A 14,301-nucleotide genomic window follows, 5' to 3' on the forward strand; every position below is an offset into this window, starting at 1 on the left:
GGCTCAGGCGACGGTGGCCCGGCCGCGGTCGATGACCACCGTGCCGTCGTCCTTCGCCGTACGGAACAGCACGTCGGTCCCGTCCACCCAGATCGACACCGTCAGCGACTCGCCAGGGAAGACGGGGCTGCTGAACCGGCCCGACATCGCCTTGAACCTGGCCGGGTCCGAGCCCGCGACCGCGTGCAGCAGCGCCCGCCCGGTCACCCCGTACGTGCACAGCCCGTGCAGGATCGGCCGGTCGAAGCCCGCCCGCGCGGCGAACTCCGGATCGCTGTGCAGCGGGTTGTAGTCGCCCGACAGCCGGTAGACCAGCGCCTGCTCGGGCCGCGTCGCGTAGGTGATCTTGTGGTCGGGAGCCCGGTCCGGCGCCCGCCAGTCGTCGCGCGGTCCGCGCTCGCCGCCGAAGCCGCCCTCGCCCCTGATGAACACCGAGCTCCGGCTGACGACGACCGGCTCGCCGGTCTCCAGGTCCACCGCCCGCGCCTCGGTCGTCACCAGCGCGCCGGAGCCCTTGTCGTAGATGCCGGTGACCGTGCTGGACGTGCGCACCCCGCCGGCCGGCGGCAGCTCGCGAAACAGCTCGAACGCCTGCTCGGCGTGGACCAGCATGGCCCGGTCGAAGTCGCCGAGCCGCCGCCCCGGCGACTGCGCGGCCAGCACCGCGAACGTCGGCAGCACCCGCTGGCCCTTCTCGGTCGCGAACTCCAGCTCCGACAGGCCCGCGCCGACGCCGAGCGCGTACAGCATGGTGTCCCTGGCCGTCCAGGTGCGCTCGTGCGCCGGCCCCTCCTGGCCGACCACGCCGTGGTCGAGCGGCATGTCAGTCCTCCCGTCCCGGGATGCGGCCGTTGGTGAGCGCGTTGGGCGCGGCCTTCTCGACCAGGCCGGGGATGACCGCGCCCAGCTCGGCCGGGTCCCACCGCGAGCCCTTGTCGACGCCGGGCCCCGCGTGCCAGCCCTCGGCCACGCTGATCGCGCCGCCGCGCACGTTGAACACCCGGCCGGTGATGCCGCGCGCCTCCGCGCTGGCCAGCCAGACCACCAGCGGCGCGATGTCCTCGGGGTCGGCGCCCTTGGCCCCGGAGGAAATGAGGTTCTCGGTCATGCGGGTGAGCGCGGCGGGGGCGACGGCGTTGACGGTGACGCCGTAACGCTCCAGCTCCCGCGCCGCGATGACGGTCAGGCCCGCGATGCCCGCCTTGGCCGCGCCGTAGTTGCCCTGCCCCGGGTTACCGTAGATGCCGGAGGACGAGGTCGTGTTGATGATCCGGGCATCCACCGGTTCGCCCGCCTTCGCCTTGCCCCGCCAGTAGGCGGCGGCGTGGCGCAGTGGCGCGAACGTCCCCCGCAGATGCACCTTGATGACGGCGTCCCACTCGTCGGCGGTCATGTTGACGAGCATCCGGTCCCGCAGGATGCCCGCGTTGTTGACCAGCACGTGCAGGTCGCCGAACCGCTCGATCGCGGCGCGCACCAGGCGTTCCGCGCCGTCGAAGTCGGAGACGTCCTCGCCGTTGACGATCGCCTCCCCGCCCATGGCCTCGATCTCGGCCACCACGTCCGCCGCGGCCCCGGACGAGCCGGTGCCGTCCACCTCCGCGCCCAGGTCGTTGACCACCACCTTGGCGCCCTGCCGGGCGAACTCCAGCGCGTGCCCGCGCCCGATGCCCCGCGCTCCGCCCGTGACGATGACCACGCGGCCCTCGACTATCCCGCTCATCCGACACCTCGATCCTTGACCGGCTGACGATGCGAATTGGATTCTAGTATTAAAATCTAGAAAGGACAGGGTCTCTCTTGACGCTCACGACCACCACTCCCATGGGCCAGGCCTGGCGAACGTTGTCGGTCGTGAGCCTCGCCAGCGTGCTGACCGGTCTCGGCGGCAGCTCGATGAACGTCGCGCTGCCCGAGATCGCCCGGCACACCGGGGCCGACGCCACCGCGGCCGGCTGGATCCTCCTGGGCTTCCAGTTGACCACGACCGTGCTCATGGTGGTATTAGGCAGGCTGGCCGACCTGTTCGGCCGCCGCCGGATGTACCTGCTCGGGCTGGGGATCTACACCTTCGCCGCCCTCCTCGCCGGCTTCTCGCCCAACGCCTGGGTGATCGTCGCGCTGCGCGTGGTGCAGGCCGCCGGGGCCGCCATGCTCCTCACCAACAGCGCCGCCCTCGTCAGCGACGCCTTCCCCCGCGAGCGGCTGGGCGAGGGCATGGGCGTGTACGTGGCCTCGTTCTCGATCGCCGGGCTCATCGGGCCGACGCTCGGCGGGTTCCTTGCCGAGAGCCTGGGCTGGCGGTGGGTGTTCTGGTTCAACGTGCCGATGGGCGTCGTGTGCCTGGTCTGGGGCGCGCTCGTGCTGCGCGGCCCCGCGCCCGGCGACCGGGACCGCGGCCTCGACCTGCCCGGCAGCCTGCTCGTGCTGGTCACACTGGGCGGGCTGCTGCTGGCGCTGTCGGAGTTCACCCGGCTCGGCTGGAGCCACCCGGTCGTGGTGTCCGGGCTGGTGGCGGCCGTCGCCGGGCTGCCGCTCTTCCTGATCAGAGAGCGGCGGGCCGCGCACCCCGTGGTGGACCTGGGGCTCTTCCGCGACCGGGCGTTCGCCTTCGGGACGCTCGCCTCGTTCCTCAACGCCGTCGCCCGCATGGGCATGGTGTTCCTCGTCGCCCTCTACTTCCAGGCCGTACGCGGCGAGGACCCGGTGCAGGCCGGGCTCAAGGTGCTGCCGCTCGCGGTGGCCGCGATGACCGCCTCCGTGGTCTCCGGGTTCCTCCAGCGCCTGCTCACCGCCCGTACGCTGGCCGTCGGCGGCGCCGCCGCCACCACCTGCGGCCTGCTCGTCATGCTGGCCGTGATGTCCACCGACGTCCCCTATCCGGCCGTGGCGCTCGGGCTGGTGCTCATCGGGCTCGGCTCGGGGGTGTTCCTGCCCTCCAACACCACCGCCATCCTCGACGGCCTGCCTTCCGACCGGCTCGGCATCGTCAACGCCATGCGCCTCATGCTCCAGAACACCGGCAACGTCGTCGGCACCGCCCTGGTCCTGTCGATCCTCACCGCCCCGCTCCCGGCCGCCCTGCACCAGCAGGTCTTCGCCGGCACGCTCGGCCGGCTGTCGGGCGGCGCGGTCGAGCAGCTCGTCACCGGCTACCGCTACGCGCTCGCCGCCATGGCCGCGATCTCGGTGCTGACCGTGCTGGCCTGCCTGGCCCGGCGCAGGGCCACCTGACCGGGACCGGTACGGTGGCCAGGTGGTTGAACGCAACGGTCCCCGGCGACACGTCTACCTCCGCGCGGTGCGCTTCGGCGACGTCGACTCCCAAGGTCACGTCAACAACGTGCGCTTCCTCGACTACCTGGAGGACGCCCGCTTCGGCATGTTCGCCATCGACCCGCACAACGCGGGGGAGGAGCCGTTCGGCGGCCTGGTCGTCACCCGGCACGAGATCGACTACCGCCGCCCGCTCGGCTTCCGCCCCCAGCCGGTGCGCGTGGAGACCTGGGTGGAGGAGGTCCGCGCGGTGCGCTTCCGGCTGCGGTACGAGATCCGCGACGACGACGAGCTCTACGTCACGGCCACCTCCGTGATCGCCGCCTACGACGTCGAGCGGGCCGCCCCGCGCAGGCTCAGCGAGGCCGAACTGGCCTACCTCAAGCGCTTCGCGTAATGAAGCGCTGGTGGATGCTGGCGCTGGGCGTCAACGCCCACGCCGGCGTCACCCTCGGGCTGTTCGGCTTACCGCTGGTCATGCCGGAGATCCAGCGCCACTTCGGGGTGTCGCTGCCGGTGGCCGGCATCATCGCCAACGCCTCCGCCGTCGGCATCCTCGCCGCCCTCGTCGCCTGGGGCGCGCTGGCCGACCGGCACGGCGAGCGGCTCGTGCTCGGCGCCGGCGTGGGCCTGGCGGCCGTGCTGTTCGCCGCCGCCTCCCGCGTCGAGAGCGTCTGGGGGGTGGCCGTGCTGCTCGCCCTGGCCGGCGCGGCGGGCTCGGCCGCGATGGTCGGCGGCGGGCGGATCGTGCTGCGCTGGTTCCGGCCGCCCGAGCGCGGCGTCGCCATGGGCGTGCGCCAGGTGTCCTTCACGCTGGGCATGGCGGTGAGCGCGTTCACGCTGCCGCCGGTCGCGGCGGCGTACGGGCTGCCCGGCGTGCTGCTCGTCTGCGCGGGCGTGAGCCTGCTGGCCGCGGTGCTGGCCGCGATCTTCCTGACCGAGCCGCCGCACGAGGCCGCCGGGCAGGGCGCGGCGCCGGCCGGCTCGCCGTACCGGCAGCCGGCGCTCTGGCGGGTGCACGCCACCAGCGCCCTGCACGTGGTGCCCCAGATCGTGGTCACCACGTACGGGGTGACCTGCCTGGTCGAGCTCTACGGCTGGGACGCCGTGTCGGCCGGCCGGCTGTTCGGCGTGGCGGCGATCGGCGGGGCCGCGGTGCGCGTCGCGGCCGGCCGCTGGTCGGACCGGGTCGGGCTGCGCATGCGGCCCCTGTTGCTGATCACGTTCGCCAACGTCGTCGTGCTGCTCCTGCTGGTCGCCGGGACGCTCACCCGCACCTGGCCGGGCCCCGTCATGCTGGCGCTGGCCGCCGTGATGACGGTGGCCGGCAACGGGCTCGCCTACCTCGCGGCGGGCGAGCTCGCCGGGCCCGCCTGGGCGGGGCGGGTGCTCGGCACCCACAACACCGTCCAGAACACCGTCTCCTTGGCCGCCATCCCGCTCACCGGCGTGCTCATGGAGAGCGCCGGGTTCTGGGCGGGCTTCGCCGCGGGGCTGGCGTGCACGCTGCTGTCGGTGCCGGTCGTGCCGTGGAGAAATGAGCGGGCCCGGCGGGGGTGAGGGCTACGCGGCCCGGCGCAGCCACACGGCCGTGTCGGCGGGCAGCAGGCCGCCCTTGACCGGGCCGCTCGCCAGGATCACCTCGTCGTGGGCGGGGAGGCGTACGGGGTGGGTGCCGCAGTTGACGGCGCAGATCAGCGGGCCGCGGGTGAAGAAAAGCGCACCTTCGGGAGAATCCAGCCACTCCAAGGTATAAGGAATTTCCTCCACCAGTTCGCGGCGCCGGGCCAGCGCCCGCCGGTAGAACTCCAGCGTCGAGTCGGCGTCGCCCTCCTGCTTCTCCACGCTCAGCTCCGCGAACTCCGGCGGCTGCGGCAGCCACGGCTCCACCGAGTCGGGGGAGAACCCGTGGGAGGGGGCGTCCACCGTCCACGGGATCGGCACCCGGCACCCGTCGCGCCCCGGCAGCTTGCCCTCCGACTGGAAGAACACCGGATCCTGACGGGCCTCGGCCGGCAGATCGGTGACCTCGGGCAGGCCCAGCTCCTCGCCCTGGTAGAGGTAGGCCGAGCCGGGCAGGGCCAGCATGGTCAGCAGCGCGGCCCGTGCCCGCGCCAGCCCCGTGCCGGGGTCGGCCGTGCCGTAGCGGGTGCGGTGGCGTACCACGTCGTGGTTGGACAGCACCCACGTCGCGTAGGGGACCGCGCCGAGCGTGTCGTCGATCACCTGCTTGAACGCCGTCGGCGACCAGGGCGCCTGCAGCCAGGCGAAGTTGAAGCTCTGCTGCAGCTCGTCGGGGCGCACGTAGAGCGCGAGGTCGTCGAGGCTGTCGGTCCAGACCTCGCCCACCGCCATGCGCTCGCCCGGATAGCTGTCGAGCAGCCGCCGCCAGTCGCGGTAGACGCCGTGCACCTCGGGCTGGCCCCACACCGGCGAGGCCGCCATGAACGACTGGTCGCCCACGTCGGGCAGGCCCTCCGCCTTGTAGAGGCCCATCGCCACGTCGATGCGGAACCCGTCGACGCCGCGGTCCAGCCAGAACCGCAGCACGTCGAGGAACTCCTCGTGCACCTCGGGGTTGCGCCAGTTGAAGTCGGGCTGGCCCGGGGCGAACAGGTGCAGGTAGTACTGGCCGTCGGGCACCTGCGTCCAGGCCGGGCCGCTGAAGGTGGACTGCCAGTTGTTGGTGGTGTCGCGGAAGATGTAGCGGTCGCGGCCCTCGCCCCGCAGCGCCGCCTGGAACCACGGATGCTGGTCGGAGCTGTGGTTGGGCACGATGTCGACCAGCACCCGCAGCCCCAGCTCGTGCGCCTCGGCCACCAGCGCGTCGAAGTCGGCCAGCGAGCCGAACAGCGGGTCCACGCCTCGGTAGTCGGCCACGTCGTAGCCGCCGTCGGCCATGGGGGAGGGGTAGAACGGGGTCAGCCAGATGGCGTCGATCCCCAGCCGCTTCAGGTAGGGCAGCCGCTGCCGCACCCCGGCCAGGTCGCCGACGCCGTCTCCCGAGGCGTCGGCGAAGCTGCGTACATAGATCTCGTAAACGACGGCGTCACGCCACCAGGGGATGTCCATGACGGCTCTCTGCCCCGTCAGGCGGGGGAGTTCACCAAGCTGTGGGCGGCGTAGACCAGATAGTCCCAGAGCCGGGTCTCCTGCTCCTCCGGCAGGTCGAGCGAGTCGACCGCGTCCCGCATGTGCCGCAGCCAGGCGTCCCGCTCGGGCTCGCCGATCACGAACGGCATGTGCCGCATCCGCAGCCGGGGATGCCCGCGCTGCTCGCTGTAGGTCTTGGGGCCGCCCCAGTACTGGACGAGGAAGCCCCGCAGCCGCTCCTCGGCGCCCGTCAGGTCGGGCTCGGGGTAGAGCGGCCGCAGGATCGGGTCGTCGGCGACCCCCTCGTAGAAACGGTGGACGAGGCGCCGGAAGGTCTCCTCGCCGCCTACGGCATCGTAGAAGGAGGTCTCAGTCACAGCATTAGCTTAGGCAATCGCGACCATGGGAATGCCCGCGGTGTCCATGGCCGTCTTGACCCGGAGCCGGAGCTCCCGCGCCACCTCGGCCTGCGCGGACGGCAGGGTCTTGACCGTGACGCGGAACACCATCGCGCTGTTGGACATCTGCTCCACGCCGAAGACCTGGGGCTGCTCGACCATCTTGCTCTCGCGCAGCTCGGAGTCGGCCCACATCTCCTCGGCGGTGTGCTCAAGCAGCACCTTCACGGTGACCACGTCGGCGTCATAGGCGACCGGGACGTCCACGAAGGCGCGCGACCAGCCCTGCGACTCGTTGCCGACTCGGGTGATCGTGCCGTTGCGCACGTACCAGACGCGGCCGTCGGAGTCGCGCAGGCGGGTCACCCGCAGGGTCACGGCCTCGACGGTGCCGACGGCGGCGCCCGCGTCGATCACGTCGCCGACGCCGTACTGGTCCTCCATCAGCATGAACAGGCCCGCGATGAAGTCCTTCACCAGCTCCTGGGCGCCGAAGCCGATGGCCACGCCGAGGATGCCGACGCTGGTCAGCACGGGCGCGATGGGGATGGTCAGCCGGTCGAGCACGGTCAGCGCCGCGGTGCCCAGGATGACGATCGAGGCGATGTACCTCAGCACCGAGCCCATGGTCTCGGCCCGCTGCTTGCGCCGCTCGTGCAGCAGCACGTCGATGCTGTCGGGGGGCGCGCCCTTGCGGAACCTGCTGGTGATCGAGCCGCCCGCGGCCGCCCGGTTGACCACCCGGGTGATCACCCGGTGGGCGATGTTGCGGATCACGAACGCGAACACCACGATCAGGACGATCGTGATGGCGGTCGCCACCAGCGGCGCCCAGGGCGCGTTGTCGAACACCCCCGCGAGCGTGGAGCAGAGCACCGTGTCGTTCTGGCAGACCGTGCTCACTCCGTTCGTGAGCGTGTCCAGGTCGGGCAGGACCGTGGACGTCGACGAGGGCTGTGGCGACGGTGTCACCAGCAGTAGCACTGGGTGGATCCCCCTCCGGAAGCGGTTCGATCGGCTTTGGACCGAGTTGATCTAGTTGATCTAGTTCGGATCCAAAATACCGCCGACCGAACCGCCCGCCGTCACATCACGCCGGGGAAGACGGGGACGCGGGCTCTCTGGGCCGCGGAGGGAGAGAGCCCACGCTCCGATGACGGACGGCTCGGAACGGGACACGCACCCGGAAGCATGTCCCGCGCCGGTTCCGGGAGGGATCCCCCGAACACCCGCCCCGGTGGGACGGGTGGCTTGGCCACGCGCACGGGTGCGAGCCGTGCGCGCGAGATCTGCCGCCCCCGAAAGGGCGGGAACCGGCGGAGTGACACAGGGCGCCTTCGGTCGGAGCCCTCCGCACCGGTCACCCCGCCGGCTCCGAGGAGCCGCCGTGGTCGCGGTGAGCCGTGATGGCCGCGTTCCATCCGGATCACCGCCGTCGTCACTCGCCCACGGCGGCGAGCACTCGGGCGACCTTCGTCGCCGCACCGGCCGGGTCGTCCGCCGTGTGCATCCGCTCGCCCCAGGACCAGCAGTACCACCAGTCCGGCATGTCGGAGATGGTGGCCGAGCGGCAGGTCACGTTCTCCGTCAGGCTGGTCGCCTTCGGGTTGATCACCCGTACGAACTGCCGGCCGCCCTGGGTCCGGACCACTCGGGCGAGCAACCCGCGGGCGCCGAGCTCCTTGACCAGACGCTCCAGCCGCTCGTAGTCGTCGTCCCCCACCGTGTCCTCCTAGGAATCGCTGCTGGTGGGCCAAAGATGGCTCAAGACGGCGGCGGGCGCAACGAGCGGAATCCGGCTACGGGGAGTTGCTTCTCCCTCATGGGATGTAAGAAACAGCCCCTGGGAGGACGATCCTTAACCGTAGGCTTGTCGCGGAGCGTTTCCTTCCAGTCTTCGTTGCTTCATAGTCATGGGTAGGCGCGCTGCGACTTGATGACTACGATCAGTCATCAGTTGCGGACCGGTCGAGACTTGCGGGAGAGGGGCCGGGATGTCCGGCAGGCAGCACAGGGAGACGGAGATCGCGCGGCGGATCCGGGCCAAGGGCCTCGCCGCGGGGCGCACTTCCGCCCAGATAGCCGACGAGATCCACGAAGCATGCGCGTCGCAGTTCAGCACGAGCCGGATCAAGGCGCATCGCCTGGCGCACGGCATCGCGCTGGCCGACGTGATCGAGCAGGTCAGGGCCCTGTTCGATCGAGATCAGAAACCAGCGCCGGGCATCGGCGAGACGCTGCTGTCCGCGTACGAGAGCGGGCTCAAACGCCCGGGGCCCGAATACCTCCACTACCTCTGCACGGTCTACCGGGTCGAGCCCTCCTCGCTCGGCTTCGACGCGCCGTGCATCTGCGGGCACGGTCACCGCATGCCCGGCACCGTCAGCGGCGAGAACATCCCCCGCCCCCTGACGCTGGCCGAGCGCGACCTGGTGCTCCACCCGATGGTGATCGACCCGGAGACGGAGGAGGACGAGAACATCCTCCGCCGCACGCTGTTAAACCTGCTCAACACCGACACGAACCTCTCGGAGCAGCTCGACGGCCCCGTGCTCGGCGCGTGCGAGGGCATCAGGCGTCGCATGGACGAGACGCTCGTGGCGGCCACCGTCTCCGCCCAGATGCTCGACCAGTGGGAGGAGGCGACGGCCAGCTTCGGCCGCCAATACACCACGACGGCCCCGCTGCGGCTGCTGTGCGACGTGCTGCTGGAGCTGAGCGCGGTCCGTACGGCGATGTCCAGGCGCCAGCCCATCGACCTGACGGATCGGCTGTGCCGGATGGCCGCCCAGCTCTCCGGGCTGAGCGGCATGATCCTCATCAACCTCGGCGACCACCGCCTGGCCCGCTCGTTCTTCCGCACCGGGCGGGTGGCGGCCGACGAGACCGGCGACCGCGCGCTGCGGGCCTGGATCTGCGCCCGTGAGTCCCTCGTCCCTCTCTACTTCGGCGACGCCCGCGAGGCGCTGCACCTCGCGAAGAAGAGCCGCGACCTGGCCGGCAACACCCCGTGCGTCGCCCAGGCCATGGCTCCGGTCGTCGAGGCCAGGGCGCTGGCCATGATGTCGGGCATCGACAGCAAGAAGGAGGTCGTCGACCAGGCCAAGCGGGCGCTCGCCCGGGCCAGGAACGCCTTCAGCCACATGCAGGACGAGGACAAGGAAGACCTCGCCTTCGGCTACACCGAGAAGCAGCTCTACTTCTACCAGGGCGACGTGCTCACCAAGCTCGGCCAGACGCTGGAGGCCGAGGTGGTGCTAGACCAGGCGCTCAGCGCCTATGAGGACCACATCCTCGACCAGACGCTGATCCGGCTGGACCAGGCGCAGTGCCGGCTGATCGACGGCGACGTCGCCGAGGCGGTGTCCGTCGCGACCAAGGCGCTCCACCTGGTGGGCAACGAATACCTGACCGACTTCATCGTGCGCCCGGCCACGGCGCTGGAGCAGCTGATCGTGGCGCAGGACCCGCACGCGCCCGGTCTTGAGGAGTTCCGCGCCGCGCTGCGGCGCCCGAGGGCACAGATGAAAGGGGGCGGTGCGTGAAGCTGACCATCAGGCGCTATCGCTGGTCCGATCTCGACACCATTCTCACGCTGCACCAGATCTGCCTCGCCCAGGTGGGCCTGTTCCCCGGCGACGGCGTCTACTACGACGACGACTTCCCCCGCATCCAGGACCTCTACCTGGCCTGCGGCGGTGACTTCCTCGTCGGGGAGACCGGCGGGCGGGTCATCGCGATGGGCGGGCTGAGACCCGTCGACACCGTGACGGCCGAGGTCTGCCGGTTGCGCGTCCATCCCGAGTTCCAGCGGCGCGGCTTCGGCGCGGCCATGCTGCGCGCGCTCGAACAGCGCGCGGCGGAGCTCGGGTTCCGCAGCGTCAGAGGCGACACCACGCTCAACCAGGGTGCGGCGCTGTCGCTCTACCGGCGCCAGGGCTGGCGCGAGCTGTCCAGGGAGCGCGTGGGCGACCTGACCGTCGTCTACGGCGAGAAGCGCCTGGCTCCTCCCGCGGTCCTCGACGCGGCGTCCGGCGCGCTCTAGCCCGGCCCCCTCGCGTTTCCCCCTCCCGAGGCCATCCCCCTCCGGCCTCGTTCGGCGTGACCGTTCCGCCGATCCTCCCTGTTGTGGACAGGACGCGCCATTCCCGTGAAGCGGGATAAGTGAGGAGATGGGGCGACCCCCGGTGCGTGCGAGGTAGGGATGTACGAACCCGCGGGTGAGTGTCTTCACTCCAAGTGGTAGAGGAACCTGCCCGGCTCGCTGGCTGTACATCCACGGCTGCGAATAGTAGTGAGATGCTTCAGCCATGGCAGGTGTGCCCGCTCCCCGACCCCTCCTGGGAGCCGTGCTTCTGTTGTTCGTCAGCGCCGCTTGGGGGTCGGCGTTCCCGCTGATGAAAGACCTCATCCACCGGTTACCGGTCGAGGACCTCCTCGCCGAGCGCTATCTGCTCGCGGCGCTGACGCTCCTGCTGATCCGGCCGCGCTGCCTTCGGGGGCTGCCGCGCGAGACGTGGATCAACGGGGTCATCCTGGGGATCATGTTCGGCATCGGGCAGACCGCGCAGGCCGTGGCGCTGCACGGGCTGCCGTCGGCGGTGTCGGGGTTCGCCGTGGGATGCAGCGTGGTGATCACGCCCATCCTGGCGCTCCTCATCCACAAGGCCCGGGTGCAGACCCGCATCTGGTACGGCGTCGTCTTCGCGCTCGCCGGGATGACCGCGTTCACGCTGATGCGCGGCGTCGAGGAGCACGAGATCTCGCTGATCGCGCTCGCGGCCACCCTCGCCGCGGCGGCGCTCTACTCCGGTCACACGCTCATGCTCGGGCACATCTCCAAGCAGCGGGCCTTCCAGCCGTACGCGCTGACCGCGATCCAGCTCGCCACCATCGGGCTGACCACGGGCCTCGCCGGCGCCAGGGACGGCATCACGCTCCCTTCGAGCGCGCCCGACTGGCTGCTGCTCGCGCACCTGTCGGTGGTGTCGTGCGCGCTGGGGTTCCTCGCCCGCTCCTACGGCCAGGCGCACGTGCCGGCCATCCCGAGCGCCGTCCTCATGTCGTCGCAGCCCGTCTTCGTGGCCCTCATCGCGGTGATCTGGTTCCACGAGCAGCTCGGCTGGAGCATGGTGGTGGGCGGCGGGCTCATGGCGGCCGCGATGCTGCTCGCCGTCCCCGCGCGGGCCACGCCGGACAAGCGGGCCGTCGCGCCGGACGAACGGGCCGCTCCGCCGGACAAGGAGCGCGTGCCGGACCGACGCGAGCTTCTCGACCTGTCCCGCAGGGCCGCGAAGGTGCTGAAGGACCTCCGCGTCAAGCGCGAGGAGCCGGCGGCTCCCTGCGCCGGGCCGACCCCGATCATCGCCAAGAGCGCCTGCGTGGACACCGCCTCCTGCCCCTGGCACACCCGCTCGCTTAAGGGCGGCGGCGAGCCCAGCCTCGAACGCCTCATCGAGCGCGCCACCATCATCGTGCGCGCCAGGAACCTGCCCGGCCCCGGCTGCTGCCGATCGGTCACGCTCCTGGGCCGCTGCCTGTGTGAGTTGATGGAGGAGACCGAGCGCAATCGCATGGAGTCGATGCCTCGGTGGTTCGGCACCAAATAGGTTAGGGAAACCAGTCAAAAGGCAACTACTTCTTATCCCCGGCCCTCCGGCTTATCCACCGCGAACCTTGATATGCGTAGGGATGCCCTCCTGATAGGGCATCACCCCCGCGCGAGTGGAGAGGCACGTCATGAAACGCATCGTCGTCCGCAAGCCTGGCCCCAAGAGGCTCGCCGGGACCTCCAGCGTCATCCACAAGGGGTGACCGGGCCCCACCTCAAGGTCGAGGGCGCACCGCCCGAGAGCTGGCAGGCCGCGCGGCTGCTGATGCCGATGATCGACGCGCACCGGCGGCCACGCGGCCCCTACACCGTCGCGGCGGCGCTGCTGCGCAGGCTGGTGCCCGAGACCCTCGAACGCTCGGCGGAGCTGGTGGCGGCCCACGACATCGAGATCCGGGCAGCGGCGCCCGAGCTGGCCGAGCTGGTCCCGGCCCGGCGGGTGACGATCGACGCCGCGCTGAGCGACGACGAACGCATCCTCGTGCCCGCGCCGCGCCGCACGCTGCGGCTGGCCAACGGCCTCGCCGAGTTCGTCCGCGCCGCCGTGCCGCCGGGACGGGCGCTGGCCGTGTGCAACCTCGCCGAGGCCGACCCCACCGACCTCGAACTGCTCGACGTGCTGGCCCGCCGCGTACCGCCCGGCACGCTCACCCTGCTGCTCTGCACCGGCGGCCCCGAGCCGCCGCCCGACACGCGGGACGCCGCCGCGCTCTGGGCCGTCGTGGACCGCTCCATGCGCGAGGGCTTCCTGCACGCCGTCGCCGAGCTGGGGGAGCGCGGTCTCGCCAGGACCGAGCCCGGCGGGGCCGCGTGGTGGGGCTTCGCGCAGCGCACCGCGACCGCGCTCGGCGGGCTCGGCCGCACCGCCGAGGCCCGGGCGCTCTGGGACCGGGTGCGCGAGGTCAGCCAGGACCCGAAGATGCACGCGGCGGCGGCGTACGGCACCGCCATGCTGGACGCCCGCCACCCCGACCCGGCCCGTCGCGACCTCGGCCGCGCCCGGCGCTGGATCAACCTGGCCATCGCCGTCTCCTCCCTCCTGCCCGACCCCGCCGAACGGGCCTTCAAGCTCGGCTTCGACCGCAACGGCCTGGCCCTGGTCGAGCTGCGCGGGCAGCGGCCCGAGGCCGCGCTGGCGCTGGTGGAGTCGGCCATCGAGCTGGCCCGCGAGCTGGGGGAGCGGCATCCGCTGCACCGCATGGTGCTGCTGGCCAACCGGGCCCAGCTGCTCGCCGGGCTCGGCCGCGACAAGGAGGCCCTGGACGACTACGGGGCCGCCATCGCCCTCGACCCCGCCTTCCCCGACCACTACCTGGAGCGCGGCAACCTGCTGCTCAGGCTCGGCCGGCACGAGGAGGCGCTGGCCGACTACGAGCAGGCCATGCGGGCGGGGCCGCCGCTGCCGGAGGCGTACTACAACCGGGCCGAGCTGCGTGTGACGCGCGGCGACACCGAGGGCGCGCTCGCCGACCTCGCCCGGGTCGTCGAGCTCGACCCGGCTCACCTGGACGCCTCCATCAACCGGGCCGGGCTGCTGGCCGCCCTGGGACGCGACGAGGAGGCCGCGGCCGAGGTGGCCGCCGGGCTCGCCCGCGCGCCCGGCAACCCGCACCTGCTGACCGTGCTGGGGCAGCTGGAGACGTCGGCGGGCCGGTTCGACGCGGCCGCGGCGGCGCTGGACGAGGCCGTGTCGGCCGCGCCCGACCTGGCCGCGGCGTGGGGGAACCGGGGGGTGCTGCGGTACGCGACCGGCGACGTCGAAGGCGCGATCGAGGACCTGAGCCGGGCCATCGACCTCCAGCCCCAGCCCGACCTGTACGGCAACCGCGCCGTCGCGCTGCGCGCCCTGGGCCGCACGGAGGAGGCCGAGGCCGACGAGCGGCGCGCGAGCGCCTTCTCCTGAATCGGGCGGCCTTGCGACGG

General features: G+C 71.9%; 13 protein-coding genes. 7 read left to right on the forward strand and 6 right to left on the reverse strand.

Annotated elements, in window-relative coordinates; all coding sequences use genetic code 11:
- Positions 1–3: 3 nt before the first annotated feature.
- The gene (locus ABD292_RS11480) at positions 4–822 is read right to left on the reverse strand and encodes a MaoC family dehydratase (RefSeq protein WP_344207084.1); all 819 of its coding nucleotides are present in this window, start codon (positions 820–822) and stop codon (positions 4–6) included.
- Position 823: 1 nt separating this feature from the next.
- Complete coding sequence (locus ABD292_RS11485) at positions 824–1,723, reverse strand: SDR family oxidoreductase (protein ID WP_344207085.1); 900 nt, start codon at positions 1,721–1,723, stop codon at positions 824–826.
- Positions 1,724–1,824: 101 nt separating this feature from the next.
- On the opposite strand from ABD292_RS11485, the gene ABD292_RS11490 reads away from it, so the two are divergent.
- From ABD292_RS11490 to ABD292_RS11500, 3 genes are read left to right on the forward strand one after another with little or no spacing between them, the layout of a single operon-like run.
- Entirely contained in the window at positions 1,825–3,234 is a 1,410-nt protein-coding gene (locus ABD292_RS11490; RefSeq protein ID WP_344207158.1) for an MFS transporter, read from the forward strand.
- Positions 3,235–3,256: 22 nt separating this feature from the next.
- Positions 3,257–3,673 (forward strand): acyl-CoA thioesterase, encoded by a 417-nt coding sequence (locus ABD292_RS11495; RefSeq protein WP_344207086.1) that lies wholly within the window; start codon positions 3,257–3,259, stop codon positions 3,671–3,673.
- Positions 3,673–4,836: an MFS transporter gene (locus ABD292_RS11500; protein ID WP_344207087.1), complete on the forward strand. Its 1,164-nt coding sequence runs from the start codon at positions 3,673–3,675 to the stop codon at positions 4,834–4,836. Before ABD292_RS11495 ends, ABD292_RS11500 begins: the two co-directional genes overlap by 1 nt.
- Before the next feature lie 3 nt (positions 4,837–4,839).
- On the opposite strand, the gene ABD292_RS11505 is transcribed toward ABD292_RS11500, so the two are convergent.
- The 4 genes from ABD292_RS11505 to ABD292_RS11520 form a co-directional block, all read right to left on the reverse strand.
- Positions 4,840–6,348: a glycoside hydrolase family 13 protein gene (locus ABD292_RS11505; RefSeq protein WP_344207089.1), complete on the reverse strand. Its 1,509-nt coding sequence runs from the start codon at positions 6,346–6,348 to the stop codon at positions 4,840–4,842.
- Positions 6,349–6,365: 17 nt separating this feature from the next.
- A complete protein-coding gene (locus ABD292_RS11510; RefSeq protein WP_344207090.1) occupies positions 6,366–6,746 on the reverse strand; it encodes a globin in 381 nt (126 codons plus the stop codon).
- A 9-nt stretch (positions 6,747–6,755) separates the two neighbouring features.
- Complete coding sequence (locus ABD292_RS11515; protein ID WP_344207091.1) at positions 6,756–7,751, reverse strand: mechanosensitive ion channel family protein; 996 nt, start codon at positions 7,749–7,751, stop codon at positions 6,756–6,758.
- 454 nt (positions 7,752–8,205) lie between these two features.
- The gene (locus ABD292_RS11520) at positions 8,206–8,490 is read right to left on the reverse strand and encodes a hypothetical protein (protein ID WP_344207092.1); all 285 of its coding nucleotides are present in this window, start codon (positions 8,488–8,490) and stop codon (positions 8,206–8,208) included.
- Positions 8,491–8,761: 271 nt separating this feature from the next.
- On the opposite strand from ABD292_RS11520, the gene ABD292_RS11525 reads away from it, so the two are divergent.
- The 4 genes from ABD292_RS11525 (at position 8,762) to ABD292_RS11540 (ending at position 14,281) form a co-directional block, all read left to right on the forward strand.
- Complete coding sequence (locus ABD292_RS11525) at positions 8,762–10,312, forward strand: NsdA family TPR-like regulatory protein (RefSeq protein ID WP_344207093.1); 1,551 nt, start codon at positions 8,762–8,764, stop codon at positions 10,310–10,312.
- On the forward strand, positions 10,309–10,812 hold the full coding sequence (locus tag ABD292_RS11530; RefSeq protein WP_344207094.1) for a GNAT family N-acetyltransferase: 504 nt from the start codon (positions 10,309–10,311) through the stop codon (positions 10,810–10,812). The genes ABD292_RS11525 and ABD292_RS11530 overlap by 4 nt, the downstream gene beginning before the upstream one ends.
- 304 nt (positions 10,813–11,116) lie before the next feature.
- A complete protein-coding gene (locus ABD292_RS11535) occupies positions 11,117–12,376 on the forward strand; it encodes a DMT family transporter (protein WP_344207095.1) in 1,260 nt (419 codons plus the stop codon).
- Positions 12,377–12,577: 201 nt separating this feature from the next.
- On the forward strand, positions 12,578–14,281 hold the full coding sequence (locus tag ABD292_RS11540) for a tetratricopeptide repeat protein (RefSeq protein ID WP_344207096.1): 1,704 nt from the start codon (positions 12,578–12,580) through the stop codon (positions 14,279–14,281).
- Positions 14,282–14,301 lie beyond the last annotated feature (20 nt).

It is taken from the genome of Nonomuraea bangladeshensis, assembly GCF_039529455.1.
GTDB lineage: Bacteria > Actinomycetota > Actinomycetes > Streptosporangiales > Streptosporangiaceae > Nonomuraea > Nonomuraea bangladeshensis.

Bases quoted from the DNA above. Each gene is read 5' to 3' on its own strand.
- ABD292_RS11485 (WP_344207085.1), bottom strand. From the start codon at position 1,723: ATGAGCGGGATAGTCGAGGGCCGCGTGGTCATCGTCACGGGCGGAGCG.
- ABD292_RS11490 (WP_344207158.1), top strand. From the start codon at position 1,825: ATGGGCCAGGCCTGGCGAACGTTGTCGGTCGTGAGCCTCGCCAGCGTG.
- ABD292_RS11480 (WP_344207084.1), bottom strand. From the start codon at position 822: ATGCCGCTCGACCACGGCGTGGTCGGCCAGGAGGGGCCGGCGCACGAG.
- ABD292_RS11500 (WP_344207087.1), top strand. From the start codon at position 3,673: ATGAAGCGCTGGTGGATGCTGGCGCTGGGCGTCAACGCCCACGCCGGC.
- ABD292_RS11525 (WP_344207093.1), top strand. From the start codon at position 8,762: ATGTCCGGCAGGCAGCACAGGGAGACGGAGATCGCGCGGCGGATCCGG.
- ABD292_RS11505 (WP_344207089.1), bottom strand. From the start codon at position 6,348: ATGGACATCCCCTGGTGGCGTGACGCCGTCGTTTACGAGATCTATGTA.